Here is a 24,157-nt window from a genome sequence, read left to right as displayed (position 1 = left end):
TCAATCACCCCTCGGTATGTCAGCCAATGACGCGTCTACGAAATTCGGATCATTCCCGGCATTTTTAAGGTCAAAGCACCTCGTTGCGCCCACTTCCGCACGCCAAGCTTCGCACTTGCCATCGGTAAAGATGTAGAAGCCCGTCCCTTGGGCGACCCAAAGGCCAGGAACCTGGGAATTCGCCGTAAAGAAGTCTGCTGCTTCGGAAGAGGCGAAAATGTAGATGCTTTCGGGCGAAAGTTCCTCATACGTGGTCTGGAACTGGGCAAGGTCGGACACCACATTGTTAGTCGAGCGTTGCTGGAAAATGAGGTCACTCTGAACGCCCGCCAAATCGAAGGCAGCCTGCTGATCGCCTGCTACGTATTTTGATCCATCAAAAAGTGGTTCGCCAATCTCGTCCTGGCTAGTCATTTTATACACAAGCAAACGATGTAAGCCCCGTCGCAACGCGATCCCGGTGACCAGTTCTTCCATAGCTCTGAAGCGCTGCGCGGAGTTCCCAAAGAACTCGTCTTGGCGCAGAAGAATAACGGACATAGCTTTGCGTAGATCTTTCTCTTCGAGTTGAATGAATGCCGTATCCCGGCTGGCTGCTTCGACCTTCAAGCATCTTGTCTGGGCACCATCGGACGAATGAATTTGCATCACGACAGGCAAGGAGATGTCGCCTTTAAGAGCGACCGTGCCCGTCTCGGTGGGTACGGCAATCTGTTGCGACGGCGCTCCGCCACAGTTGGCCGCTTCGTATACGTCGGCGGTCATGCCGCGTCCGGTCAATTGAACCTGCGAGCGGTCGATTGTCAGTTGCGAGATAATAATGTCAGGAGACTTCACTGGGCGCCGTTCGGCGTCGCTCGAATGCTCGATCAAGTACACCATTTCCGCGGATGTTAAGCTAAGCGGCTGATCTGGATGGCCATCCAAAAAGTAGGTCACACGCGGCGCATTCGCTGAAGGTGGAACAATGCAGCCGTGTGTAGTTGGCACCCGCTTTAAATCTATGACGACTCCGCATCCGTTGATCCGCCTCGGGTCCTTGATGGCATCAGGGACTGGGTAGATTATGCAGCCTGTCCTGAAACCGTCCGACGGGCCTGCACTGCACTTTTCGGTGATTTCGTCCAAAGCCTCAGCCGAACTTGAAGAGACAACGAGATCTACGGGGAACGGCAGAACCGGAGCCGCTAAAGTTGCATTTTCGAGCACCCTAAAGCTGAAGGGGGCAGGGGTTACTGCCAAAGCACTGGGCGCTGATGGACGAGCAATCTGCAGTTGCAAACGATTACCCTGCGAAAAGACGAGGTCCTCAGCGCTGATTTGTAGAGCATTCTGCGTCAGGGTTATCTTCTGGAAAGAAGCCTGCGGACTGCTTATGCGCAGGAAAGGCGGTTTTTTGGCATTAGTGCAATCGAACACGAAAAAACCGTCGGGATAGATCGCCTCTGTTTCCGGCTTGCGCTGGCAGGGCTGAAAATCATCGCCGGCCAACCCAAGACGATCACCCAAATCAGCTAATAACGTGCGGGTCGCTTCATCGTTCGCAATTAGGATGTATTCGTCTTCGCGCACGGGCGCGGCTGGCGTTGGCGGTTCAGGTTCTTCTGTTTCGGCCCCAAGTTGGGTGTCGCCTGTGACAGCGTCTGTCACATCGGTGTCAGCAACGGCAGTATCCATCACGCCGGTATCGGTTCCTGCGGTTAGCGTCTCAACAGTGGTTTCAACCACAGTTTCGGATCTTCCGGGCGTGTCATCCGTGTCACGTTCCGTTGGAGCTGTGCCCGTTGGTTCGGGCGATATCTGCCCGCCGCCAGCGGCTTCCGTTACTGCGTTGGTCGCGACCTCGATATTGTACGTCTCTGCGAACGCAATATCTAAGGATTCCGGAAACGTGGGAAAATCCAAGAAAAGTGGCTTTGGTACTTTCGCCTCGAACCCGGGTTCCTGGGCCTGGCGCAGCATCAAGGCAATCCAACTGTCAAGACTGCCACCGGCCCATGCCTCGATGAGAATAGCGTCTTCAGTTTTGTCGTCGGTTTTCCGGACCGTCACAATCGAGGGAGCGATATCGTCGGGCGTAAGAGCTTCGAGGTTCCCAGATTTCAAGGTGACAATCGGATTATCTTTTCGGTAGGCTGCCAATTTCTCGGCCCCGATGTTGAATGGTCTTTTTTTGGCAAGTTCTGGCGATTCTGTGGGTAAGGGCCTGTCGCCTATGCAGATAGGCATATAGGTTTGCTGTCCGCCGGCGTCATCACTTACGCGGACAACGTCGGTCGCCAAAAAGGGTGGCATTCCACTTCGTAAAACAAGATTTAACGGCATGAAAGCGGTAGGCTCGCCGTCGTCTTCCCAGAACTGTATCGTATCTGGATCAATTCGAAAGCCGAGGTCGATCACGCTGTACATATTATCCGTGGTTACCGGCTCTGGCCCGGTGGCACCGAGGCACCGGTTGAAATCAACCGGTGTCGCAAAGCGAGATTGCTCATCCCGGACCGTCCACTCGACGATTCCAATGCCCGGTTCCGAGTCAGCCTTTTGGCCAAGAACAGTCAGTGTCACATCAAAGGGCAATCCAAGCCGCTGAGTTTCAAGGGCCGCGCGTGTGTTTCGCCACAACTGGCTAAAGGTTAACTGTTCGCCTTCCGGCAGGCGCAACCGGCCTGCCAGGTAAAGCGGTTTGCCGCCACCCAAGAAGCTGCGAAGCTCGTCTTTTTTATCCGCGTTGATCCCCAGGCCGAATGCAGCCGAGGGATATTGGTCGGGTCGGGTTGGAACCATTGGCTCCTCTGCACACACTGGCAGGTAAGAAAAGCCGCGACCGCGTCGCGCTTGGATAAGGGGAATAGGTTGCAGCGAGCCTTCCTCATAGACCACCATTTCCACGACAGATCTGACATCGTCCCTGGTATCGCCGCGATTGCTGATCTGAGACCAATACGTTCTACGAACACTCAGTTCGTGCCCTGAGTGCAACCGCAGCGCGTAACGAGTGAAATTGCGATCTTCTTTCAGTACCGAATTGTTCGCCAGGCCGAACTCGGTAAGCCCGGCGCAATGGCTGAAGTCGATCGGGTAACCGGATACAACACCGTCTTTCACGCCTCGATAGAGCGGCTCATCCTGCGTAAGGCCAGGTGTCGCGGCGGCACCGAAAAACAACGCTGTCAGGTACGCGCAGGGGGTAGTAAGCTTCAACTTCATGGCTGTACCACAACGCGGAAGCCAAGGGTTGGGGATTGAAGGTTCTCATCCAAACAAGCCTCTGGGCCCCAACGGGTTGATCGTTCCGCTAGTCCGAGTACTTGGTTGTATCCCACGTCGCATGGCGACGCGTTAATCCATTCCATCGTTTCGAATTTCAGGCTTCGCTCTAAGTCGCCGTTCGACAAGCGGGTAGAAACGGCGAGAGCGGCGAACCACTGATCCCGGGTCGGCAGCGAGACCGTTTCGTCATGACTTGTTGATAGCCAATCAGCGTAGGCGACGGCCTGCGTGTAGGATAGAGATGTTGCGGAATCGGAGTCTCGGCCGATTGGTGTCCAAGCTCCTAGGTCTAAAGCATCGCGGTGACCGTTGGATAGGTCGTCGAAGAAAGCTTTGAATTCCGCGTTGGTGACATCTTTGCGCTGAACGCAAAATCCTTGGTCGATCTCGACATTGCTTGCGTCGACTTGCTTTAGATATTCGGACAGGTCGCCCACAGAGAGGTCATATAGTTTTGGTGGGACGGCCACGAAATCTGCAAAGCCGAATGCCTCACAGTTCAAGTCACTTGTGTCGACTGGGGGCAGTGGCGTTCTTGGGCTTTTGGGCTGGGCTTCCAATGTGCTTAATAGGAGCGACAAGAGTTCGACGGTATCGTCATCTTCGTTTACTGCAATGTCCAAACCTTCAAGCCGGGCGGCTACCGTGCGCTGAATTCGCGACATCGATCGCTGGTTCTCGCGTCCTTGGCTCAAAGCGTCTTGAAGGTCTGTGCGCGCTGTATCAAGCGCGGCTTCGGCCGTGTCCAACTCTCCCTTCAGCACGTCGTTTTGCTCTTCAGTGTTTGAGAGGTCCATCGACAATAGCGTGACCTGCTGTTCCCGTTGCTTCAATTCGCTCGTAAAAATGCCGGCATCTTCTTCCAGTAAACTTAAGTCTGCCTTTAGTAGGGCGATTTCGTTGTAAGCAGTCTGCAGGTCCGCCTCGCATTTCGACGATGCCCCATTGCCGCTCTGTGAGGCCATTGAGGCAACGCATTCGTTTACTTGTCGCAACAGCTCAGCGGCAGAAATCGTATAAATTCCGCCCTCTAAAGAACCAATTGAACGGTCAACAATGGCGCGACACTCATCGGAGATTTGTGATTGGGCTAAGGCGCCGGGCGCAAAAAAAATATGGCCGAACATCATCGCAAACCCGAGATTTCTCATATTTTCCCCTAGAAACCAACTGTGCGGTCGGTAAATCAATGCCCGCCGAGTAACCAACCTCTTTAGACAGTTACTCAAAATTCGATCTCAATCAATTGAAAATCTCCGAAAACCTATCGCTCTGAGCCTTCTGTCATGATTCACTGGTACTGAAGCGGCAGGGTATGATCGATGGCGAAGCAGGCGGGGTTCTGGAACGCAAAGGATCGGCTTGCGGAGATCTCAGACGCGGGCGATCTGTTGGAGACGTTGAACGCGACCGTGGATTTCGAGGTGTTCCGACCGATCCCGGCGAGGGCAGCGGGGTACAAGTTCTGAGTGCATTTTGCGCTCTGCGCCGGGCGAAGTATGTCGAGCCGCTGCCTCTGTCGCATGATATAATCGGGATCTACTTTGCCGATCTGGCGCCCGGGGCGAATTACTCCCCTTCGCAGTCGGCGTCGCGACCCGTGTACTTCTTCTTCCAGTTGAAGTAAGTGGCCTGGCTGATGCCCGCCTTGCGGCAGATCTCCGCAACTGGCGTGCCCTCTTCGCCCTGCTTGATGATGAACGCCTTCTGCGCGTCCGAAAACTTCGATGCCTTCATCTGATTCCGCTCCTCTCCCAGCCGGGAAATCATAGCGGAAAACTCCACCTTCAAACGGCCCAGAATACGGGGATCAGATCACTTCGGCCTCGGCTTTGCGTTCACAGCCGCCTTCATTGCCATGGCGCGCGGCCTGTGGCGGGGCCGGTCGCAAGCTCTGCCTTGGGTCACTGCCGCTGGGGCGACGGTGGCCACGGTCTCCCTCGGGGTGCCGCAGGCATACGGGATCGTTGTCGGGGCACTTATCGGGCTGGCGGCCTGCGCTCTGATGCGACGCAAAAGCGTAGCCGTCGCATGAGTGGGCAATACTGGGCGGTGATCGGGCTGTTGGCCATCGCGGCGTTCGCGATCCGTGTGACCGGGCTTATCGCGGGCGGGCGCATCCGGGCGTCGCGTCACGCCTGGGTGCTGGATGAAATGCCCGGGCTGCTCGTGGTCAGCCTGGTCGCCTCGTCGCTGGCCGGACAACCACCGGCGACCTGGCTCGCGGCCGCTATCGCGGTTGGTGCCGCGATTGGAACGAACCAAGTTATTGCGACCATGGCCCTCGGTATGGCCGCCTTCGCAGGGTTGGGATGGCTGGGCGTTTAAGCGTTCCTGCCAGAACGCGCCTCATAGACCGTAAAGCAAAGCCAATGCAATCTGGACTGGTCGACAGGGACAACCGAGAACGGCCGTACCCGTCGTTCAAACACCCCGCAGCATCTGGTAGTAAGGGCTCGGAGCCGTTATTCGCCGCGCCTTGCGCGAAGGTCCGCAGTTGAGAAATTCATCCATGCTCCGCAATTATCGTCCTAGTCGTTTGAACGGCAGCTTCCAGCCCCGCCCGGTTGGCACCCCTGATCCCCAATCCCTCGACATCAAGTGACAGCTGACCCTGGCCACCACCTGTCGCAGCAGCCCGAGCCGCTCGGCCGCGCGCCTTCCCTGAACTCAATGGATTAGTCGTCTGTGCGCTCGGCGCGTTCGAGCCGACATCCCGCCCGACATTTGCCGCCCGCACCTCCTGCAGTTCCAGCTTCAACTTCTCCACCGTCTCGCGTGTCTCCGTCATCTGCCGATCCCGCCGCAGCCTGTCTTTATCCGGATACGGGAAACTCCCCGCCTGACCGGCATGCAGCACTTTCAACGCCGGATCCTGGAAATACTTCACCCTTCGTGCCCGGATCGGCATCTGCGCGTCGATCACGAGGATGACCTCGTCGAGGTCCATGCGCCGGGCCTCATCCTCTGTCAGAAGCGGCGTATCTTCCGTACGCTCCGAAACGCTGCGCCCCTCAAACGGATTGCGCCCAACCGCGCGGGAGCGGGTCACCACGCGCTTGGTGGTCTTGCCGACAGCCTGGCTCAACTCCTCGATAGTCTTCTGCTCGGAAGGGGTGAGGTAGAGCTTCACGCCAGCACCACCCTGCAGCGACCTGCGGGTATTCTCACCATAGATCTCGTCCAGCGCGGGGATAGTCTGGGTCACGATGGCGAGGTTGCCGCCGAAGGAACGCAGCGTCTTGATGCTCTCGGCGACGATTGGCATTTTCCCGAGCCGGTCAAACTCGTCGAGCATGATCATCACCGGCCAGGGCTCGTCATCGCCGGGTTCCTGTGCTTGCAGTGAGGCAATCAGGTCCGAGAAGAAGAGACGGATCAGCGGAGCCAGCGGGCGGATCATCTCTGACTCGACCACGAGATAGATCGCATGCGGGCGCCGCCGGATATCCCGGAAGGAGAAGTCCGAGGTCGCGGTGGCCGCGTCAATCGCGCGGTTGTCCCAAGTGTCGAGACCCGATGTCATCAGGAGGGAGAGGTAGGAGGTCAGGGTGTCGTTGTTGGTCGAGGCCATGCGCTCGAAGATCAGCTTGGCCGACTTGTTCTTCACCTCCTGTGAACGCTTCAGGTATTCTTTCTGCTTGTCGCCCCCCGAGGCTGTGATGCGATAGATCTCGCCGATGGTCGGCACGCCGCGCTCGAAGGCCAGAAGGCCGGCCGCCACGAAGAGGTCGATACCCCCGGCCAAAAGCCCGCTCAGCTTTTCATTGTCGGTCTGCAGGAAGAGCTTCGCGGTGAGTTTCAGCTCCATCTGCTGCCGGTCGGGATTGGTCATGGCCGCGATGCGCGCCAGCGGATTGTAGCGGTGGGTTGGGCGGTCCCAGTCGGTCGGCGCGAAGCGGAAAACCTTGTCCCCCATGCTGGCGCGGAAGCGCGAGGTCTCGCGGAAGTTCTCGCCTTTCACGTCGAGCACAACGGCCGAGCCCTTGTAGGTCAGCAGGTTCGGGATCACGAACCCCACGCCCTTGCCCCGGCCTGTAGGCGCCACGATCAGCGCGTGGGGGAAGGTTTTTGAGACTAGGAACGGGCGCCTGGATTTCGGGGAGCCAAGCTTGCCCAGAAGGAAGCCGCCGCCAGACTTGGCAAAGAAACCGTTCCGCTTCATCTCGCTGCGGGTCTGCCAATGCGTCGTCCCGAAGCGGGTCAATGCATCCCCCAGAAGCGTGACGCTCAGCATCAGCGATGCCAGGCCGAAGCCGCCAAGGATGAGGTTCACCCAGAGGAAGTCCTTCGGCGCAGACTGAGACAGACCCAGATATTCGCGGGCGAGCAGGGTGACGTCGAAACGCGTGGGTGAAAGCCCATAGCGGAACATGACGAACCCGGTCGCCACGACATAGCCCATGGCGAGGCCGACCAGCACGAGGCTCAGCACACCAAGGGCGATCTTGCCTTTATCCATGGCTAATCCCCTTCTCGCCATGAGCCGCGGCGTGACGCGCGCGCTGCGCCTCGATCTGCTCTTCGGCCAATGCATCGAGAACGCGCTCCATCGCCGGGCCGTGCGCAGTGACCTCGCTGCTCTGGAGATAGGTCTTGGCGAGTTCCAGCTGGCGCAGCGGATCCTCGGTGAATTTGTCCAGAACATCCGCGTTGCCGGCCCGCAGCGCGTCGATTGCGGCGGGGCTTAGTCGCTCGTTGACCTGCCGGACGATGTCCTGCTGCTCTGACTCGGAGAGCGGGCCCCCGACGTCGTTGTTTCGCACAAAGGCCATGACGGTTGGGGCGGTCTCTTCCAGATACCGGCGCTCGGCGTAGTCTTGTCGCGCCTGGTCCTCGATCTCGAAACTGCGCTCGCTGATATAGGCACGCGACGCGCCGAGCGAACGAAGGTGATTGATTTCGTCCTGGACGGCCTGCCCGAATTCGTCATCCGGCATCTCAGTGCGATAGCGGGCGAGGGTGCGGAGCTCTTCCGTGATCGGACCGAGATGATCCGAAGGATCCCGCAAGGCGAGGTCCATGTCGCCAGCATGAAGCGTGCGGTCCTGCGCCGATACCGCATATTGCTGCGGCATTCGACTGTCAGTCGCCTGGTCCCAGGCCATCGACGCCAGTTCGGCATGTTGCAGCGATTTCTGCGCGTAGGCGTCGAACGCGGCGCGGGCCTCTTCCACCTCGACGGCACCAGCCCGCCGCGCGGAGGGATCATCAGAGAACGGATGGGTGAAATCCGTCTGGCGGAACTGAGCCACCAGCGCGCGGAAGTCCTGCCGTTCTGACGACGCAAAGACGTCCGGGCCGTCATCTGTACTGATGCGGTCCGAGGCCGCCAGAGGGTCGCCGAGAGCTACGTCGGCATCCTGCGTTTCCTCGACCTCTTCAGGCACGCGCAGGACGCGTGCCTCGGATAGGATGTCACCCAACCTGGTATGCACAGCCTCCAGACGGTCTAGCGCGATTTCCCGGTCTTCGGGTTTGTCCAGATCAAAGCCTTCTTCCTTGGCAATCGCTTGCAGGTCCTGCGCCAGCCACTGCCGCTCCAAGGCGGCGTTGCCCGCGCCTTCGCGCAGACGCGCAACAACAGCCTCCGGATCAATGCCCGTGCCCTGCAGGGCCTCAACCAGCTTCGGGGACACCTCCTTATCTGCCAGTCGAGCGAGATGGTCCTCGCCCGCGTTGGACCTGACATAGATGCCGTCCGGGGAGGGCGCATCGAGCAAAGCAGCAGACCGATCGCCAAGCGGGTTCAAATGGGCGACCGAGGCGAGGACGTCGGTCAGCTTGCGTTCGATCTCAGGGCGGTCTGCCGTGGATGCCTTGTCGATCACCGCCTCGATCTGGCGAATATTCTGGGAGAACTCAGTGATCAGCGTGTCGAAGGCTGCTTCGTCTTGGGACATGTAGATGGCTCCGTCAGATTGAATCTGACCGCCACTGGCAAGGATGGTGCTGGCCCTCTCGAGCGCCTCGGCCACGTCATCGAAATTCGACCGGGACGCTTCGACCGCCAGACCCCGGTAGGTCAGCGCATGACGCGCCACCGTCTGCAGGGCCGCCGCGAGGTCGGTCCCCGTGCGCTGGCGCTCGACCGGCGGGCGGCCCTCGTCACGGGCTTTGTAGACCTCGTCTATCTCGGCGCGGTACGTCGTGATGCCGCGATCCAGACGACGCGTCGCCTCAAGGCGGATCCCATGTCCTCTGGCCGCTTCGACCATCGCCTCGCGGAAGGCATCGTAGTTGAAGTGATGATCCTTCCCGAGAAAGAACATTTCGCCATCCTTGCTGCGGCGGTTCAGAACGATATGCGCATGTGGATGTGCGCGATCTTGGTGTATTGCAGCAAAATAGTCGAACTGCGACCCCTCGCCGGCGAAGAATTTCTCGCACACCGCCTGGGTGATATCGCGGACCTCTTCGCCCGTTGTGCCGACCGGGAAGGCCATCAGAAGATGCGAGGTATGGCCGAGCTTGGGGCTGTGGCGCTCGTTCCACTGGTTCTCGAACCGCTGCGCTACGCGGTTGATCTCTGACTCGGTAAGCTGCTTCTTCCCATCGTGGGTGCCGCGGCTGTCAAGGATATGGGGCGACTTTGTCGTCAGGTATGTGAGCTGGGCGCGAAGCTGCGCCCCGGTGTGGCAGCCGCCTTTGGAAATGGGTTTGAAGATCGCAGGCGAATGGCCGCGTGCGGCCCGGACCATCTGCGCGCGTTTTGAAAGCCCCTGCGAGGACCCCGACACTCGGCTCCAGCCACGGTGGCAAAGCGCAGGATCGATGCCCCGGAGGGCGTTACGGTTCGCCATCTGGGTTCCTTTCGCGAGGCCCGTCAGGGCGGAGTTGATCTCAAGGTCCAGCACACTGCGCCGCGCTCGCGACATCTCCTGGATCTGGTCGGCCAGATCGAAGACCAGACCTGCAAGGGCGCGGACATCGCGGTGACTTGAGGCCGGGTAGGACAGTCTTTCGCCCCGCACCTTGGCCTCGTTCAGACGTCGCGCGATCTGGTTCACGTTGTTGCCGACCCGGTTGAGCGCGGCGCCGAGGCTGCGCAACTCGTCGCACAACTCGTCGTCGGGCAGGAAGACACCTTCGGCCGCCAGCATCAGGCGGCGCATGGCATCCGAGCGGTGCGCAAGCCCGCGCCGCGACAGCGCCGCGTCGAACCGGCGCAGGTCGTCGTCCGAGACCCGGATCCCCACAACCCGCGACCGGCTGCCGTTCGCTGTCTGACGCTCCCCCCAGTGGTTCACCACGTTGTAGATCGTCTTCAAGCTGACGTCGTAGCGCGCGGCCAAAGACGCTGCGGAGACGCCGTTCCGGCGGTCCTGGGCGATGGTCGATCGCTCGATCTCTGACAGTCTGCGGCGGCGGGGCATTTTGAAGTTAACGTTCCTATTTCTTGCCAACCTCGTACAAGCAGGCCTTCTCCCAACGCAAGTGGAGTCGGCCATAAGGGATTGTACTCAATATAGAAAATCGCCCTGCAGGGGCGATTTCCCGTCCTTTGTCAAATGGATCGCGCTTCGCGCTCATTGCACCACGCGCTGCGGTCTCCGCATCGCGCATCGCGTCTTTTGCGCCCCGTATCTTGCACCCCGCAAGACGGGTTTTGCCGCGTGCTGACCGTCTCGCGTCACCCGCGGAACGCCATACGCGAGACTGCCTCCCGTCGTCTGGAGAGCGCTATCCGTCACCTGCATTCCGTCCGCAGCACATCGCCAAGCGCATCCCGACATTTGGAGGGTGTGTGGTGCCGCGCGACGAATGCTGAAGGCACCACGGCAGACGTCGCACGATCATCGCACAACGCCGCCCGCTGCATGCCAGACGCGGGTGGCATCCCGTCTTCTGTTTGACCCCTCCGTCTCATGCATTTAGCGACATTTGGGCATTATTGTTGCGTTTCACTATTTTTGCGGAGGATCAGAATGCCCAACGAAAATCTTGTGGTGATCGCAGCGATGGCCCGGAAAGAGGGCAGTGGAAAAACGACGCTTTCGCGCGCCTTGATCAGCGCTGCGATCGCCGCCGGACGCAGAGTGATGTTGATCGACACGGACAGCACGAGAGTACTCGGGGCCTGGCATGCTCGGGCGGCAGCCGGTGGGCTGAGTTCGCCGCTTCTCTGCTCGGCCACCGTCGAAAGCGTGGCGGGTGTCGAGGATAAGATCGATCAGGTCTACATGGCGGGCACAGCAGACTTCATCTTCATCGATACCGCAGGGGTCGGTGCTGAATGGTCAGACGGCATCGCGGTGCTTGCGGACCACATTGTAACGCCCGTCATGCTATCAACGTCTGATTTCGATGTCGGCACACAGACTGCCGATTGGTTTGAGAAGCTGAAATCCCGTGTTGACGACCCCTCCAGCCTTCCGCGCCACCACGTCGTCCTCAACATGGTCGACCCGAAAACAACCCGTGCTGACGCCGCCCTGATTGAAGAAGCGCTCACCCGTTTTCCGGTGATTGAGACCGTCATGATGCGACGGAACACTTACAAGGAGATGGACCAGAAGGGGCTTCTCCACGCCTTGGCACTGGAAAAGCAAGCCGATCCGAATCCCCTGATGCGTCCACATGTACGTCATGTCGTCGAGGCGCTCGAGGAGGCGACGGACATCCTCAACAACATTCTTGCTGCGTGAGGACAGTCGATTGCGCAAGAAGATCCCGACCATCACCAGGCCCGACCCAGCCTACGCCGCCACCCTGCAACAGGGTGACCGCGAGATTCCCGGGAAGGAAGACGAGGCACAGGTCACAGAAAAAGAGACAGGCACCCCAGTCGCTGACGTTGACGCGGATCGGCACGAGTCGGAGCGTGTGCCGGAAGGTGCCGTGGCGCCACACCAAGTCCCCGCGGAAAGCTCTGACCAGCATACCAGCCTGAGAGCTCCCGTATCGACCGCGACCAAGAGTCCAACCCGGAAGATCGACATCAGGGTCAACGCACTCGAACGACAGGAAGCAGCGCTGCAGACTTGTGGTGTTGAGCCAGCACATGTGGTGCGTGCCGCCTTGCGCCGTGCGGTCAAAGGCTGGCAACTGTCGCCGGTATTCGCCCCAGTCGCGGAGGAGCGACGCACTCGCAACACGCAGTGGCAGGCCCGGACATCTCTGGCAGTCGATGCAGCTAGCCTGGGTGTCCTCCTCCGGGACCACGACCCCCTCGACGTCTTGAGTAAATGGGCCCTGATCCGCGGCCAGGTGGAACCACGCATATGGGGCGAGATTGATGCGATCCTTGAAGAAATTGCCATTTGTGCTGCATCGCCGCATGAACCGAACGAGCCGTAAGGTACCTATCTGAAAAGACAACTTGCGTTTCGCCGGTGGATTTTCGCCCACAGGTGCAAGCTCGCCTTGCAGTTGCGGAAAGCGTGGCGCTAATGAGCGTCACAAGGAAGTTCAGACCTCATTGTTGACGAGTTACGAGGTCCATTTAGGAGGAACGCATTATGAACACGAAGCCCCGTCTGACTGGCGAACCGATCATGCGCATCCTCTGCAAAACGTCTGAGAACCTGGTTGGCTACCTGTACCAATGGAACAATGGCGACGTGCAGCCTGCCTGGTTCGACGGCGCCATGGCGGACGTTCGCTATGAACCATTCATTCGACCGCCAGAACAAAACCCTGTCGATCCGAAGACCCCCAGACCGCGTCAGCAAGATCTGACGCACCTTGAAAAGGCCTAGCTCAAGGCCTCGCGTCGGTATGAAGGTCATCCCGTCCCACAGGTCCCTAGAGCATTAGAGTTGACTTCTATACCTCATAAGTGGTCCAGAAATGAGCTATAGAAAGAATGTCTATAACTCATGGCTTCGAACTGGACGCCGCCCGATCGGCCGGATTTCCGGTATGACGCCTCCGCTCTGGAATCGTTCGAGCAGACGTTTCTGCTGTCGTCCGGAGAAATCCTCGGCGCGGTCCATCATGTCAGCCGGCCAGAGCGCGAGCAACTCCGCATCGAACTGCTCAGCGAGGAAGCGATGCAGACGAGCGCCATCGCGGGTGAAATCCTCGATCGGCTCAGTGTCCAGTCTTCACTGCGCCGCCATCTAGGCTTCGATCCGGACAGCTACCCTGCCAAACCGCGCGTCAGGGCGTCGCGGAAATGATGGTCGACGTTTGTTCCAGTTTTGCGGACACGCTGACCCATGAGACACTGTTTCGCGGGCATCGGATGCTCCTATCCCATGACCGTCGGTTGGAAACCATCGGGGCCTACCGACAACATGCCGAGGCGATGCAAATCGTTTCTGGCCGCCTCGACCGGCCGCCGATCCATTTCGAAGCGCCTCCCTCGGAGCGGGTCATGCCTGAGATGGAGCGATACGCGGATTGGTTCAACAAGACCGGGCCGGGGGGAGCAAAGCCGCTTCCAGCGCTGACGCGCGCAGGGCTAGGCCACCTCTGTTTCGAGAGCATCCACCCATTCGAAGACGGCAACGGCCGCTTGGGTCGCGCCCTCGCTGAAAAGTCGCTGGCGCAGAACATTGGCCAGCCGACCCTTAAGTCGCTCGCCTTCACCATCGAGAAGGAGCGCAAGGCATATTACGACCAGCTCGAGCAGCATCAAAAAACGCTTCAAGTGACCGAGTGGCTCGTCTGGTTCGCGGAAGTTATCTAGAAGGCCCAACAGGCAACACTCGACCGCGTCGGCTTCTTCATCAGCAAGGTACACTTCTACGATCGTCACAGAGACCACTTGAACGAACGCCAGGCTAAGGTCATCGCTCGAATGTTTCGAGATGGCCCTAGTGGTTTCAAAGGCGGCCTCAGCGCCGACAACTATCTCAAGATCACCGGAACGTCACGCGCAACCACAATCCGTGATCTGCAGGATCTGGTCGAGAAAGGTGCGCTCAGCCGAACCGGTGAGCGACGGCACACGCGATACTGGTTGAACTTCAATCAAGAGGTATCAAATTTATAATTAAAACAGTTACTTACTAAATACCCTATAATGAACATTATGTTAGTTATTGATCCTCAGCCTCATTCCAGCTCGACCAGCAGGTCCTTGGCGTCGATCTGCGCCCCCGGCATGACGTGGACGGCCTTGACCGTGGCGTCACGCTCGGCATGTAGGCCTGTTTCCATCTTCATCGCCTCGATGGTCAGCAGCAGGTCGCCCTGCTTGACCTTTTGCCCCACGCTGACCGCAACGGTCGCGATCGAGCCCGGCATCGGCGCGCCGATATGGTCGGCATTGCCCAATTCGGCTTTCGGGCGCTTGGCCACCGCCGCCTTGGCGGACCGGTTCGGCACCCGGATCACCCGGGGCTGGCCGTTCAGCTCGAAGAACACGCGCGCATCGCCGTCCTCGTTGGCTTCGCCGACCGCCTGCATCCGGATCTCCAGGATCTTGCCCGGGTCGATCTCGGCGGTGATCTCTTCGCCCGGCTCCATGCCGTAGAAGAAGGTATGCGTCGGCAGGGTGCGCACGGGCCCGTATTGTTCATGCCGGGCGGCGTAGTCGGTGAAGACCTTGGGATACATCAGGTAGCCGTTCAGATCCTCGTCGTCGATCTCGATTCCGTTTAGCTTGGCCCGCAGCCAGATCGGCCTCAATGTTGGAAATCAGCGTGGGAGTCTTAATCGAGGCGAGCAAATGGCCGAAGAAGCGCTGTTTGGCGCTCTCGAAGGCTGACCGCGCAGCGGACTTGGCCTGGCGGTTCAGCTTGCCCGACCCGCTCGGCCCGTCGGCCGCGCCGGAACTGTTCGCCGCCTCCAGCGCCGCGGTCAGGTTGTTGTGGATGATGGTGAAGGCCCCGGCATAGGCTTCATAAATGCCGCGCTGCTCGGGGCTGAGAGCATGTTCCAGCATTTCTTATTCGACACCGTCATAGGAAAGCGACCGCGCGGTGTAGAGGCCGAGCGGCCGGAGGTCGCGGGCCAGGACCTCCATCGCAGCAACGCCACCAGCTTCAATCGCTCCCACGAATTCCGACCGGGTCTGGAAGGGGAAATCCTCCACGCCCCAGAGACCGAGACGCTGAGCAAAAGCGAGGTTGTGGACCGTCGTCGCGCCCGTGGCCGAGACATAGACCACGCGGGCATTCGGCAGCCTGTGCTGCAGTCGGAGCCCCGCCCTGCCCTGCTGCGAGGCGATGGTATCGCCGCGTTCGCCCTTGCCGCCCGCAGCATTCGCCATGGCATGGCTTTCGTCGAAGAGGATCACTCCGTCGAAGTCCGCCCCGAGCCAGTCCAAGATCTGATCGCCGCGGGATTTCTTGGACCCGCGCTCTTCTGAGCGCAGCGTCGCATAGGTGGTGAAGAGGATGCCTTCGGAAAGCGGGAAGTCGCGGCCTTGGGCGAAGCGCGAGAGCGGCGTCACCAGTAGCCGCTCCTGACCCAGGGCCGACCAGTCGCGCTGTGCATCCACGAGAAGCTTGCCGCTCTTCGAAATCCAGAGCGCCTTGCGGCGGCCTTGGCACCAGTTGTCGAGCAGGATCCCAGTCGACTGGCGGCCCTTGCCCGCTTCGGTGCCGTCGCCGAGGAAGAAGCCGCGACGGAAGCGGATGGCGTCCGCGGCATCGTCGGGCGCGGTCGAGACCATGTCGCCAGTTTCATCCACGGTCCAAGACCCAGTGAGATGCGCGCCATGCGCCTCGCCGGCGTAGATGACGGTCTCGAGCTGCGCGTCGGACAGCAGGCCGTCGCGCAGGATTGCCGCCGGAAGCTTGGGGCGATAGCTCGGTTTCGGAGGTGCGACAGAGGCCATGGCCGCCGATTGCACAAGCTTGGTTGAGTGCGATGCGGCGTCTGGGATGTCGATAGCCTGCAGACGGAAGGTCTCGTAAATCGCGTCGGACAGCCGTGCGGCATCTTCGTCCTCGGCGGCGTCGCGGAGAGCGTAGTCCAGTTCCTCGGCCTCAATCTGGGTTTCAGGCTTCGCCGGATTGGCTGCAGAGGTCGCGTGCGATCGGCTGGCCGGTTTGCGGATGGTGAGGTGAGAATTTCCCGGAAAGGGGGAAGAATGGCCCTGCCCCGCAGCAGGAGCTGGATCCAGTTCGAGGCGCGGCGGACCCTCGGCAGTGACCCGAGACATCAGATGCGCCACGCCCCTAGACGTGGGATGGCGCAGGTCGGCGGTGATGCCGCCCGGCTCACCGCCGCGGCATTTATCGAAGACAGAAATCCGCGTCTCGAAGGTGGTCCCATGTTTGGCGAAAGCCGCGCCCGACACCGCGCCGGTGAAGACGAGATGGGCGGTCTCGGTTAGACGGCCGAAGGTCTCGGCCCAGGCAGGCGCATCCGGCGCGAAACCGGCTCCGGTGATGGCGACGAGCCGTCCGCCGGGGGCCAGACACGCGAGGGCCGAGCGCAGATGCCGGGCCGTCGCCTCGGTCGACCGACCATCGACATTGGCTTGGGCCGAGAAAGGCGGGTTCATCAGGATGACGCTCGGGCTTGAGGAGGCGTAGAGATGATCATCGATCTGGGCGGCATCAAACCCCGTGACCGATCGGCCCGGGAACAGGAAGCGAAGAAGGTCGGCGCGGGTGTCCGCCAACTCGTTCAGAGCCAGAGTGCCGCCGGCGATCTCGGCGAGGATCGCCAGGAGACCGGTCCCGGCAGACGGCTCCAGGACAAGATCACGGGGCGTGATCTGTGCTGCCGCCACAGCCGCGAGCCCCATGGGCAGCGGCGTCGAGAATTGCTGAAAGCGCTCCATCTCTTCCGACCGCCGGGTGTGCGTGGGCATGAGGCCTGCCACCTTGGCGAGGATCGGCAAGAGCGCCGCAGGCGAGCCGGCACGCGCAAGCAGCGCCCGACCGAACTTTCGCAGGAAGAGGATTAGCGCCACCTCGCCCGCCTCATAGGCGAGCTTCCAGTCCCAGGCACCGGTCGCATCGGAACCGCCAAAGGCATGTTCCATCTCGCCGCGCAGGCGCAGCGCGTCGATCTGAAGCCCTTGCGCCAGGTCGGGCTGCAGCGCTTCGGCAACAGCAACGATCGCAGGAGCGGGATTTGCGGCCAACGGGACAATGGGCGCGGGCAAGGACGCCTGCGCAACAGGGGCAAGATGGGTCATCGGGAAACTCCGGAATGAAGGACAGGATCAGGTCCTGACACCTTCTCTCGGGCAGCCTCGGACCTGATCTTTCCCATCCACCCTCTGCCTCTCTCACCAAGGCAATGCGGCACACAGCTTGATGTTGTTCCCGTTATGTTCTATTTTAGGAGATGAGCCAGAAAGGGAGTTCTTCGATGGAAAGCACCACCTTTACCCTGCCTGCCACGGCCAAGCAGCTCGCCTATGCGCGGTCCCTCGCACAGCGCAATGGAACACTCCTGCCTTGGGAAACTCAGCAAGATCGACGCGCGCTGAGCGCCTGGATCGACGCCCAAGCCAAGCGCGCGCCCGTGCCGTCAGACAACCGACCGACCTCCAAGCAGGTCGCTTTCGCAGAGAAGCTCGCCCGGATCAAACGGCGCGCCGTTCCGGACGAATGCTTCCGCGACAAGGGGCTCATGTCGAAGTGGATCGACGGGAATAAGTGATGGTTGTCAGTTGGTGGATGGCGAGTCGGCGCACGCATCCACCAAAGCTTCCTTCCGCCTACGAAATGCCGCCCGCAGCGCTTCCGTCGGTGAGGGCGGAGAATCCAAAACCTCGAAGAACGCCTGATGGTCGCTTGGCTTCAAGTTCGTGACGTCGGGGCTATTACTGTTTGCTGCTTTCATTTCTTCTGACCTCCAAGGGCGCATGCGCTGAAATTCGTCAGCCGACGGCCGCAATCGAGTAGTGCGGTGTCCCATCCCACACAAGATCCCAAGAAGCGCCCGGCCGGACGTTCTGGATGGCGTGGGGCTCGAAGCAGACGAGGCAATTCCCGCCCGGCGCGGGAGCCCGAACTGAGGGGTAGATAAGGCCCCGCGATCCAGCCCGGCGCAGATGCTGGGCAAGGCTTTGGCCCTCGGGATATCCGACAGCCGGATCCGGATGCAGCGCGGGATGACCCGGCTCGTCGGTCATGTCGTCGAAGACGCCGATGAAGTCCGCCAGCATTTCCACATAGCGGGCGCTGTCATGATAGCTGCCCGTGAAGCCAAGTTCGCGCGTGCGGTGCCACGCCACTTCGCTGACGGAAACCATCACATCCCACGCACAGTACCAGGCACCGCGCTCCTCGGTGTTGAACCGGTTTCCGCCAGCCCGGGTGTAGGTGAAGGCGGCGTTGACGTGACTGTCGCCGTAGAGACGCAGATCACGGCTGCGCCGCTGCCAGGCCAGCTCGCGCGGGTCCAGATGCGGGTTGCGGCCACGTTCCGCCAGAAGACGGCCGCTGGTCAGGCCCTCGATTTCTGCCAGAATCTCCATCTCGCCTTCGGTATCGACGAGACCGCGCAGGGATGGCGGCTTGTGGTAAGTGGCGGGCAGGAGACGAACGAGACCACGATCAGAAATCTCGGTCTGCTTCATGCCCCACCGCGCAATGCATCAAGATAGGTCCGAACCGCGAGGATCTGCGGCAAGCCCCCGTCGATGGCGGTGTCGACTGGTCGGCCTCCCCCAAACAGCGGACCGGTGTTCGGTCGGGTGAACCAGCTTCTTGCCACAGGCTCCGAGAAGTAGAGTTCGAGCGACTTGAAGATGCCGATCACCGCACTGAGCCGCAGCAGTTGGTCCTTGGTGAGCTCTCCCGCGAAATCCGGCTTCTTGGCGCGCTTCCATGTGCTCTCCGACATATCGGCAAGGCCAGCCGCTTCCTTGAGACTGAGCCCCCAGGCATCGACCACGCGTGCATAAGCTTTCAACGCGACGGCGTTGATCTGTGCGGGTTCCCGAATTTTCTCTGCAACGTACATGGCGTCCTCCATTGGCCTCAATATAGGCCATATGGACTTTATGTAAAGATCAGATGAACCATGCGCGGTGATCCCCGTTACCCGACCCGGCGCCCTCCTTCGGTGAACGTATACTCGTTGACGATGATCCCCTCCTCGATGGCCTCGTCCGAGGTGAGGTGGTCGTATTCGGCCTCAAGCTGGCGGTAGAGCCAGCGTGCCAGATCGCGCAGCGCCTCGGTCACGAATACTTCAGCATCCTCGGTGGCCGGCTGCCAGATCGGGCTGTCGCGCGTAACGTCCGCCGACATGGTGTATTCGTGGTAGTAGCGCCCCCGGTGGCTGACCTCGGCGGCAAGCTGGTAGAAGTTCCGCCGTTGGATCGCCTGCAGACGGTCGGCGATGCCGTGCAACGTCGCGTCCGTGGGCGCGTAGTCCCGGATGCTCGCGGTCGCGCCCTTGGCGTGTGACCAGTAACCTTCGAAGCAGGCGCCGTCGCCCTGGCTCCAGAAGCCGGAGAACCAGATGCAGGGCTTGGCTAGCGTCCCGCCGCCCATCAGGCGGACGGGTTTGGTCTTCAGACGGATGCCGAGAATCTCGCAGACTCGCTCGAAATCCTCGTAGACCGCGTCCCACCAATCGTCGTGGGGGCCCAGCTCGCGATACCAGCTGCGCGCCTTTTCCTTGGCGGCATCCGAGAGTTCGGGGAACTGGTAGACGGTGGTGCAGATGACCTCAGGCATGTGCGTCTTCCCCGTTCAACACGGCGACCAGCCATTCTTGCGTGCTTGTCCAGCCGATGGACTTGCGGGCGCCGAGGTCGATGACATGCGCGCCGCCGCCGAAGGCGTCGAGGCGGGGTCGGGAGCAGGTCAGAGCATACTGGAACCCCCAAAGGCCGGTCAGGTCGAGGTATTCGGCGAGGCGTAAGACGAAGCGGATGACGGCTTCGACATCGCCGTGTTCGTCATCATGGATCCAGAAGCTGCTGCCCTCGGGGGCATCCTGGTGCACGAGATCGAAGCCAGCGACATCTGGGTCGTCGGCGTCCTGATCCGCAGCGCGCAGATCGTGAAACAGCGCGAGTGCTCGGGCCGCCTTTTCGGGAGTGCCGACGTCGAGCAGGCAAGAGAAATGGGTGAAGTAATCCGCCATAGGGACCTCCTGAATGGGGAAGACCCGGCCGGAAGGCCGGGTACTGGATTGGGATGAAGGGTCGGCCGGGATCGATCAGCCGGTTGGCTTGTCATCTGCCGCCTGTCGTGCGGCATGCGCGCAGACCATTTGCCGGTAGAAGCGCTTGCGCGCCATACGGAAGCTGCGCACGGCGCGTGTGTCGGCGTGAAGCGCCCGGACCGCCGCCCGCAGGACGGCGTAGGGCGAAGCGGTCGCCGACAGGCCAAGGCGCTGATAGGCTGGATCGGTCATCTCATCTGACCTCGACCACAGGCGAGGCGAGATGCAGATCGACCAGAGCCTCGATCCGCGCGGTCCGGCCCATCCACGGCTCTGGCCGGATGGCCTTCACCCAATCGGCGAAGCTCGGGATGAAGCCGAGGTCTTCCTTCACATGCTGTTCGCCAACCCAGCGGGTCGGGATGATGCGCCCGGTCGAGAGCGTGCGGGTCGGCCCGAAGATGGTCTCGGCCATGAAGATCCCCTCGGCATGATGACGGAGCGCCCGGTGCCGGAAGTCGGCCGTGATCTCCTTGCTCTGGTCGAACCAGTCATGCACGGCGATGAAGTCATCGACCGTGCCGCCCCATTTCTTCACCGAGGAGAGAGCGTGGTGATAGGGATGTGCCATCGCCGCCCCCTCAGAAATCGTGGGTGTAGAGTTCGGACGAGGTGAAGCGCTCGTTGAACTCAAGGTGGATGCAGCGGGCCGCGGCGTCGAAGCAGAACTCGCCCCAGGCCCCATCGTTGTTTTCCCAGCCACCATGGGTGTCGGAGAGGAAGTCGTAGGCCAGCTGCTCGACGACATCTTCCAGCGAGAGCTGACGCATCTCGACTTCGGGGTTGTCCCAGGTGAGCGCGGCGTATTCGATTTCGGCCGCCGGGACATCGACCGCGGTCTCGCCGGACCATGCGCCGATGCTTTCGATCTGGCCGCTGTCGCCGGCCCCGTCGAAGGTCACGGTGATATGGGTGATGCCGGCCACCGTGAGGCCATCGAAGAGGCGGTCCTTGTTGCCCGGGCGCAGCGCGTCAATCCGGGCCGCGCGCGCGGCATGCGCCGCGAAGATCTGGCCCATGTCGACGGTCGAGGGTGCCAACGGCGGCGCGAGGGTGGGTTCAGTCAGGGTCATCGGATGGGAAAAGGGATCGAAGCCGGACCGGGCGATCTCTCTCCCCCGGACAAGCTCCAATTCCCCCCTGCCCTCCTCTGCCTCTCTGGCCTCACGCCGCGACCTGCAGCGCCCGGGCGGCAACGGCTCGCCAGAGCGGATCGACGAGCCGCGCATCCAGAAGATCGGCGCGGTGGCGCAGCCGTTGAGCCAGATCGGTCTCGCACCAATCGGCGGCACGAACCGCCTGCGCGCGCAGCTGGCTCGCCTCCGTCACCACGCCACGTGCCTCGGCCGCGCTCGTCACCGGGTGGCACCAGGCGACGGCGTGGTCGCTGGCGGCCCCGGCCAGAACAAGCCGCTCGTCGCGGTCGAGGATTGCCAGAAGCTGGGGCGGAGCATCCGAGGCGATCCCCTCGGCATGGTCGATTGCGCCCTGCATGGCATCGGCCAGCATCGCGAAACGGGCGATAACGAGCGGAGCGGCCCGGCCCGACAGCAGGTCGGCCGGCGCGCGGCGCGAATGGGCCAGCGCGAAAGTGTGACTCGAGTCGATGTCCCCCGAGGGAAAGGGCGGCGCGAAGCCCAGTGGATTGGTGGTCGGTTGAACAGGAAGGGACAGGTCGAACATGGGAAGATCTCCGACGGCGCGGGAAGCCTCTCTTCCCGCCTCATCCGTCAAAGACCAAACCGCCGCCCTCTTCCTCGAAGGGGTGACGGTGATGAACTTGCCCGCAGCGTCAGAGCTTGCCGAGCGCCCGCAGGCTCAGCTCCGTCCCGGCGCCGACGATGATGTGGTCGTGCAGCGTCAGCCCGAGATACCTGCACCCTTTCTGGATCTCCTTGATCATGCTGATATCGGCATCGGACGGCGTCGGATCGCCGGACGGGTGGTTGTGGATCAGTACTAGGGCGCAGGCGTTCAGCATCAGCGCCCGCTTGATCACCTCGCGCGGATAGACCGGGACATGGTCGACCGTGCCGATCGAGAGAAGCTCATCGGAGATGATGCGGTTCTTGCGGTCGAGGTAGAAGACGTGTAACCGCTCGATCGGGCCGCGGACGGTCAGCGCGCAATAGTCCATCAGCGCCTGCCAGCTGCCGATGACCGGGTTCTGGCTGAGGTAGCGACCGAGGATGTCGCGGGCCTCGAGGACGATGGTTTCTTCCTGCGGGGTCATGGGTGTCTCGCTGAACTGCACAGGCCAAAGCCCCCTGCCCTCTCGGGGCGGGGCCAGTGGCATGCATTTGGAGGGGGAAAGCGCGACCGCCGCGCGCGAGGGCGGTCGCGATGTCGGGTCCGGCGTCAGCCGACCCGGTCGAGGAGCTTCTTGGCGCGCCCTTCCATGTCGAGGCGGGCATCCTGCTGGGTTTTGTCGCGCGCAAGCCGAGTGATGCCTTGTACGAAGTCGAAGATGCTCTCGGGCGGGCGGCCTTCCTCCATCAGCACCTTCTCGATGATCTTGCCGGATTCGGCCTTCGAGAAACCGCGCTTGCGCAGGAAATCAGCGCGGTCTTCGTCGCTGCACGCCACGATCTGATGCCGCGCCGCCTTGATGCCGTTCACGAAACCTTGCGGCGAGGAATTGGCAAACCGCGTCAGCGCCGGGGCCGCCTCATGGGCAAAGCGGGAGGCCGCGTATTTCGAGTGGCGGATCTTGATCTCCTGGAAATCCTCGACGCCCCAGAGGTTGCGGTTCTGGCACACGGCCCGCAGGTAGAAGCTCGCCATGCCGAGGGTCTTGGCCCCCACCTCGGAGTTCCAACAATAGAAGCCCCGGAAGTAGAGATCGGGGGAGCCGTCGGGCAGACGTCCTGCCTCGATCGGGTTGTGATCATCGACCAGGAACAGGAAGACGTCACGGTCCGAGGCATAGAGCGTGGTCGTGTCGCGGTTGATCTCGACATCGGGGTTGTAGACCCCGGTCGACCAGTCGAGTACGCCCGGCACCTTCCAGCGAGTGTCGCCCGTGCCATTGCCCGCGATCCGCTGCACTGCCTCGACCAGCTCGAAATCGTGGATGCGGCCATAGTCGGGGCCGGTCACGGCCCGCAGCTCGGTGCGGCCATCTTCGGTCTCGAAGGTCTTGACCTGCTCGGCACGGTGGTTGGTCAGGCCGTATTGCAGGTTGATGCCCGCCAGCGGCGCGGGCAACTGCCGCAGGTAGGAGGCCGGTGCGCCGACGATGCTGGCAAGCTGGCCGAAAGCCCAGTGCGTGGGTGCCAAAGGCTCCTGCGCTTTCGGCAGCATCAGGTGCAACCGCCCGGGGTTGTCGCGCGCTGCCTCGACGCGGATGTCCGCCGTCTGCACTACGCGGCTGCGGCTGCGCTCGGAGCGGCCCTTCACATTGGCCCAGAGATCCTCGAGCGACAGATACCGCTCGTCATCGGGCCGGTTGAACCACTCGGACGACACCCGTCCGTTTCGCTCACCCCGGCTCGCGTCCACTTTCCAGCCACCCGCCCGAGCCGGTGCGCCCGGATCCAAAACTTCCACAACGCCCATCGGCTATCTCCCGCGACGGGCGCCGGAAGCCACTCTCCCAGCACTCAACCCGTCACCGAGAAACCGGCACTCCTCTCACTCTAGAAGGTGGTCACGGCGGAAAGCGGTAGTTCGCGGAATAGGCGCGGCCCATGTAGTAGAACAAGCAGAGCCGACCTTCTTTTACTTGACCTGCTTGGTCGTCTCCTGAGCTCTGTGAAAGAAGAAAGGCTGCCCGGAGTCACAAATAGGTACTCGTATCAGCATTTGAATGCTGCGCACCTGGTGGAATTGGTACAAGGCTGCTTAT

The 24,157-nt window shown here is 61.3% G+C and carries 21 protein-coding genes and 4 pseudogenes; 7 read left to right on the top strand and 18 right to left on the bottom strand.

Annotated features, from left to right (window positions below; all coding sequences use genetic code 11):
- Both ABFK29_RS22960 and ABFK29_RS22955 read right to left on the bottom strand, forming a co-directional pair.
- Entirely contained in the window at positions 1-3,207 is a 3,207-nt protein-coding gene (locus ABFK29_RS22960) for a hypothetical protein (RefSeq protein ID WP_005859672.1), read from the bottom strand.
- Positions 3,204-4,421 (bottom strand): SUMF1/EgtB/PvdO family nonheme iron enzyme, encoded by a 1,218-nt coding sequence (locus tag ABFK29_RS22955; protein ID WP_083803454.1) that lies wholly within the window; start codon positions 4,419-4,421, stop codon positions 3,204-3,206. Before ABFK29_RS22955 ends, ABFK29_RS22960 begins: the two co-directional genes overlap by 4 nt.
- 171 nt (positions 4,422-4,592) lie before the next feature.
- Here ABFK29_RS22955 and ABFK29_RS22950 point away from each other — a divergent pair, with 171 nt between their 5' ends.
- Positions 4,593-4,739: a hypothetical protein gene (locus ABFK29_RS22950; RefSeq protein WP_005859677.1), complete on the top strand. Its 147-nt coding sequence runs from the start codon at positions 4,593-4,595 to the stop codon at positions 4,737-4,739.
- A 127-nt stretch (positions 4,740-4,866) separates the two neighbouring features.
- On the opposite strand, the pseudogene ABFK29_RS22945 reads toward ABFK29_RS22950, so the two are convergent.
- Positions 4,867-5,007 (bottom strand): annotated as a pseudogene (locus ABFK29_RS22945) (transposase); the annotation flags it as partial.
- A 294-nt stretch (positions 5,008-5,301) separates the two neighbouring features.
- Between ABFK29_RS22945 and ABFK29_RS22940 the strand changes: the two are divergent.
- On the top strand, positions 5,302-5,598 hold the full coding sequence (locus ABFK29_RS22940) for an AzlD domain-containing protein (RefSeq protein ID WP_005859683.1): 297 nt from the start codon (positions 5,302-5,304) through the stop codon (positions 5,596-5,598).
- A gap of 178 nt (positions 5,599-5,776) precedes the next feature.
- Here ABFK29_RS22940 and ABFK29_RS22935 read toward each other — a convergent pair whose 3' ends face one another.
- Positions 5,777-7,732, bottom strand: a complete 1,956-nt coding sequence (locus tag ABFK29_RS22935) for a type IV secretory system conjugative DNA transfer family protein (protein ID WP_005859685.1) — start codon at positions 7,730-7,732, stop codon at positions 5,777-5,779.
- Positions 7,725-10,646: a relaxase/mobilization nuclease domain-containing protein gene (locus ABFK29_RS22930; protein WP_005859687.1), complete on the bottom strand. Its 2,922-nt coding sequence runs from the start codon at positions 10,644-10,646 to the stop codon at positions 7,725-7,727. The genes ABFK29_RS22935 and ABFK29_RS22930 overlap by 8 nt, the downstream gene beginning before the upstream one ends.
- A 552-nt stretch (positions 10,647-11,198) precedes the next feature.
- On the opposite strand from ABFK29_RS22930, the gene ABFK29_RS22925 reads away from it, so the two are divergent.
- The 4 genes and pseudogenes from ABFK29_RS22925 to ABFK29_RS22910 all read left to right on the top strand — a co-directional run bounded on the left by ABFK29_RS22925 (position 11,199) and on the right by ABFK29_RS22910 (position 14,212).
- The gene (locus tag ABFK29_RS22925) at positions 11,199-11,918 is read left to right on the top strand and encodes a division plane positioning ATPase MipZ (protein ID WP_005859689.1); all 720 of its coding nucleotides are present in this window, start codon (positions 11,199-11,201) and stop codon (positions 11,916-11,918) included.
- A 10-nt stretch (positions 11,919-11,928) separates the two neighbouring features.
- Entirely contained in the window at positions 11,929-12,570 is a 642-nt protein-coding gene (locus ABFK29_RS22920; protein WP_005859691.1) for a hypothetical protein, read from the top strand.
- A gap of 161 nt (positions 12,571-12,731) precedes the next feature.
- Positions 12,732-12,971: a hypothetical protein gene (locus tag ABFK29_RS22915; protein WP_005859693.1), complete on the top strand. Its 240-nt coding sequence runs from the start codon at positions 12,732-12,734 to the stop codon at positions 12,969-12,971.
- A gap of 120 nt (positions 12,972-13,091) precedes the next feature.
- A pseudogene (locus ABFK29_RS22910) lies at positions 13,092-14,212 on the top strand (Fic family protein).
- 62 nt (positions 14,213-14,274) lie between these two features.
- Here ABFK29_RS22910 and ABFK29_RS22905 read toward each other — a convergent pair.
- Positions 14,275-14,829 (bottom strand): annotated as a pseudogene (locus tag ABFK29_RS22905) (biotin/lipoyl-containing protein); the annotation flags it as partial.
- Positions 14,822-17,317: pseudogene (locus ABFK29_RS22900) on the bottom strand (strawberry notch-like NTP hydrolase domain-containing protein); the annotation flags it as partial. The pseudogenes ABFK29_RS22900 and ABFK29_RS22905, both read right to left, overlap by 8 nt.
- A gap of 176 nt (positions 17,318-17,493) precedes the next feature.
- Here ABFK29_RS22900 and ABFK29_RS22895 point away from each other — a divergent pair.
- Entirely contained in the window at positions 17,494-17,787 is a 294-nt protein-coding gene (locus ABFK29_RS22895; protein ID WP_005859704.1) for a hypothetical protein, read from the top strand.
- Between the two features lie 6 nt (positions 17,788-17,793).
- Here the strand turns inward: ABFK29_RS22895 and ABFK29_RS25200 are convergent, their stop codons facing one another.
- The 11 genes from ABFK29_RS25200 to ABFK29_RS22845 all read right to left on the bottom strand — a co-directional run bounded on the left by ABFK29_RS25200 (position 17,794) and on the right by ABFK29_RS22845 (position 23,868).
- Positions 17,794-17,970, bottom strand: coding sequence for a DUF1778 domain-containing protein (locus ABFK29_RS25200; protein WP_157136504.1), 177 nt, complete (start codon positions 17,968-17,970; stop codon positions 17,794-17,796).
- A gap of 37 nt (positions 17,971-18,007) precedes the next feature.
- Entirely contained in the window at positions 18,008-18,709 is a 702-nt protein-coding gene (locus ABFK29_RS22890; protein ID WP_005859706.1) for an RES family NAD+ phosphorylase, read from the bottom strand.
- A complete protein-coding gene (locus ABFK29_RS22885; protein WP_005859708.1) occupies positions 18,706-19,107 on the bottom strand; it encodes an MbcA/ParS/Xre antitoxin family protein in 402 nt (133 codons plus the stop codon). The genes ABFK29_RS22890 and ABFK29_RS22885 overlap by 4 nt, the downstream gene beginning before the upstream one ends.
- A 65-nt stretch (positions 19,108-19,172) precedes the next feature.
- A complete protein-coding gene (locus ABFK29_RS22880; RefSeq protein ID WP_005859710.1) occupies positions 19,173-19,817 on the bottom strand; it encodes a hypothetical protein in 645 nt (214 codons plus the stop codon).
- Positions 19,810-20,229 carry a hypothetical protein gene (locus ABFK29_RS22875; protein WP_005859712.1) on the bottom strand — a complete coding sequence of 140 codons (420 nt, stop codon included), beginning with the start codon at positions 20,227-20,229 and terminating at the stop codon, positions 19,810-19,812. Before ABFK29_RS22875 ends, ABFK29_RS22880 begins: the two co-directional genes overlap by 8 nt.
- Positions 20,230-20,304: 75 nt before the next feature.
- Positions 20,305-20,502 carry a hypothetical protein gene (locus ABFK29_RS22870; protein ID WP_005859714.1) on the bottom strand — a complete coding sequence of 66 codons (198 nt, stop codon included), beginning with the start codon at positions 20,500-20,502 and terminating at the stop codon, positions 20,305-20,307.
- 1 nt (position 20,503) lies between these two features.
- Positions 20,504-20,881, bottom strand: a complete 378-nt coding sequence (locus ABFK29_RS22865) for a DUF6915 family protein (RefSeq protein ID WP_005859716.1) — start codon at positions 20,879-20,881, stop codon at positions 20,504-20,506.
- Between the two features lie 10 nt (positions 20,882-20,891).
- Positions 20,892-21,383, bottom strand: a complete 492-nt coding sequence (locus ABFK29_RS22860; RefSeq protein WP_005859717.1) for a DUF6878 family protein — start codon at positions 21,381-21,383, stop codon at positions 20,892-20,894.
- A 91-nt stretch (positions 21,384-21,474) separates the two neighbouring features.
- Complete coding sequence (locus tag ABFK29_RS22855) at positions 21,475-21,993, bottom strand: hypothetical protein (protein ID WP_005859719.1); 519 nt, start codon at positions 21,991-21,993, stop codon at positions 21,475-21,477.
- 109 nt (positions 21,994-22,102) lie between these two features.
- The gene (locus ABFK29_RS22850) at positions 22,103-22,543 is read right to left on the bottom strand and encodes a JAB domain-containing protein (protein WP_005859720.1); all 441 of its coding nucleotides are present in this window, start codon (positions 22,541-22,543) and stop codon (positions 22,103-22,105) included.
- A gap of 125 nt (positions 22,544-22,668) precedes the next feature.
- Positions 22,669-23,868: a hypothetical protein gene (locus ABFK29_RS22845; protein ID WP_040604639.1), complete on the bottom strand. Its 1,200-nt coding sequence runs from the start codon at positions 23,866-23,868 to the stop codon at positions 22,669-22,671.
- Between the last annotated feature and the right edge of the window lie 289 nt (positions 23,869-24,157).

Origin of the sequence: Sagittula stellata E-37 (assembly GCF_039724765.1) — a bacterium.
In the GTDB taxonomy this organism is placed as follows: domain Bacteria; phylum Pseudomonadota; class Alphaproteobacteria; order Rhodobacterales; family Rhodobacteraceae; genus Sagittula; species Sagittula stellata.
This window is presented reverse-complemented; position numbering and strand designations above follow the sequence as displayed.

What these genes read in the sequence shown, in the direction of transcription:
- ABFK29_RS22960 (WP_005859672.1), bottom strand. Translation starts at nt 3,207, where the DNA reads ATGAAGTTGAAGCTTACTACCCCCTGCGCGTACCTGACAGCGTTGTTT.
- ABFK29_RS22955 (WP_083803454.1), bottom strand. Translation starts at nt 4,421, where the DNA reads ATGAGAAATCTCGGGTTTGCGATGATGTTCGGCCATATTTTTTTTGCG.
- ABFK29_RS22950 (WP_005859677.1), top strand. Translation starts at nt 4,593, where the DNA reads ATGGCGAAGCAGGCGGGGTTCTGGAACGCAAAGGATCGGCTTGCGGAG.
- ABFK29_RS22940 (WP_005859683.1), top strand. Translation starts at nt 5,302, where the DNA reads ATGAGTGGGCAATACTGGGCGGTGATCGGGCTGTTGGCCATCGCGGCG.
- ABFK29_RS22935 (WP_005859685.1), bottom strand. Translation starts at nt 7,732, where the DNA reads ATGGATAAAGGCAAGATCGCCCTTGGTGTGCTGAGCCTCGTGCTGGTC.
- ABFK29_RS22930 (WP_005859687.1), bottom strand. Translation starts at nt 10,646, where the DNA reads ATGCCCCGCCGCCGCAGACTGTCAGAGATCGAGCGATCGACCATCGCC.
- ABFK29_RS22925 (WP_005859689.1), top strand. Translation starts at nt 11,199, where the DNA reads ATGCCCAACGAAAATCTTGTGGTGATCGCAGCGATGGCCCGGAAAGAG.
- ABFK29_RS22915 (WP_005859693.1), top strand. Translation starts at nt 12,732, where the DNA reads ATGAACACGAAGCCCCGTCTGACTGGCGAACCGATCATGCGCATCCTC.
- ABFK29_RS22895 (WP_005859704.1), top strand. Translation starts at nt 17,494, where the DNA reads ATGGAAAGCACCACCTTTACCCTGCCTGCCACGGCCAAGCAGCTCGCC.
- ABFK29_RS25200 (WP_157136504.1), bottom strand. Translation starts at nt 17,970, where the DNA reads ATGAAAGCAGCAAACAGTAATAGCCCCGACGTCACGAACTTGAAGCCA.
- ABFK29_RS22890 (WP_005859706.1), bottom strand. Translation starts at nt 18,709, where the DNA reads ATGAAGCAGACCGAGATTTCTGATCGTGGTCTCGTTCGTCTCCTGCCC.
- ABFK29_RS22885 (WP_005859708.1), bottom strand. Translation starts at nt 19,107, where the DNA reads ATGGAGGACGCCATGTACGTTGCAGAGAAAATTCGGGAACCCGCACAG.
- ABFK29_RS22880 (WP_005859710.1), bottom strand. Translation starts at nt 19,817, where the DNA reads ATGCCTGAGGTCATCTGCACCACCGTCTACCAGTTCCCCGAACTCTCG.
- ABFK29_RS22875 (WP_005859712.1), bottom strand. Translation starts at nt 20,229, where the DNA reads ATGGCGGATTACTTCACCCATTTCTCTTGCCTGCTCGACGTCGGCACT.
- ABFK29_RS22870 (WP_005859714.1), bottom strand. Translation starts at nt 20,502, where the DNA reads ATGACCGATCCAGCCTATCAGCGCCTTGGCCTGTCGGCGACCGCTTCG.
- ABFK29_RS22865 (WP_005859716.1), bottom strand. Translation starts at nt 20,881, where the DNA reads ATGGCACATCCCTATCACCACGCTCTCTCCTCGGTGAAGAAATGGGGC.
- ABFK29_RS22860 (WP_005859717.1), bottom strand. Translation starts at nt 21,383, where the DNA reads ATGACCCTGACTGAACCCACCCTCGCGCCGCCGTTGGCACCCTCGACC.
- ABFK29_RS22855 (WP_005859719.1), bottom strand. Translation starts at nt 21,993, where the DNA reads ATGTTCGACCTGTCCCTTCCTGTTCAACCGACCACCAATCCACTGGGC.
- ABFK29_RS22850 (WP_005859720.1), bottom strand. Translation starts at nt 22,543, where the DNA reads ATGACCCCGCAGGAAGAAACCATCGTCCTCGAGGCCCGCGACATCCTC.
- ABFK29_RS22845 (WP_040604639.1), bottom strand. Translation starts at nt 23,868, where the DNA reads ATGGGCGTTGTGGAAGTTTTGGATCCGGGCGCACCGGCTCGGGCGGGT.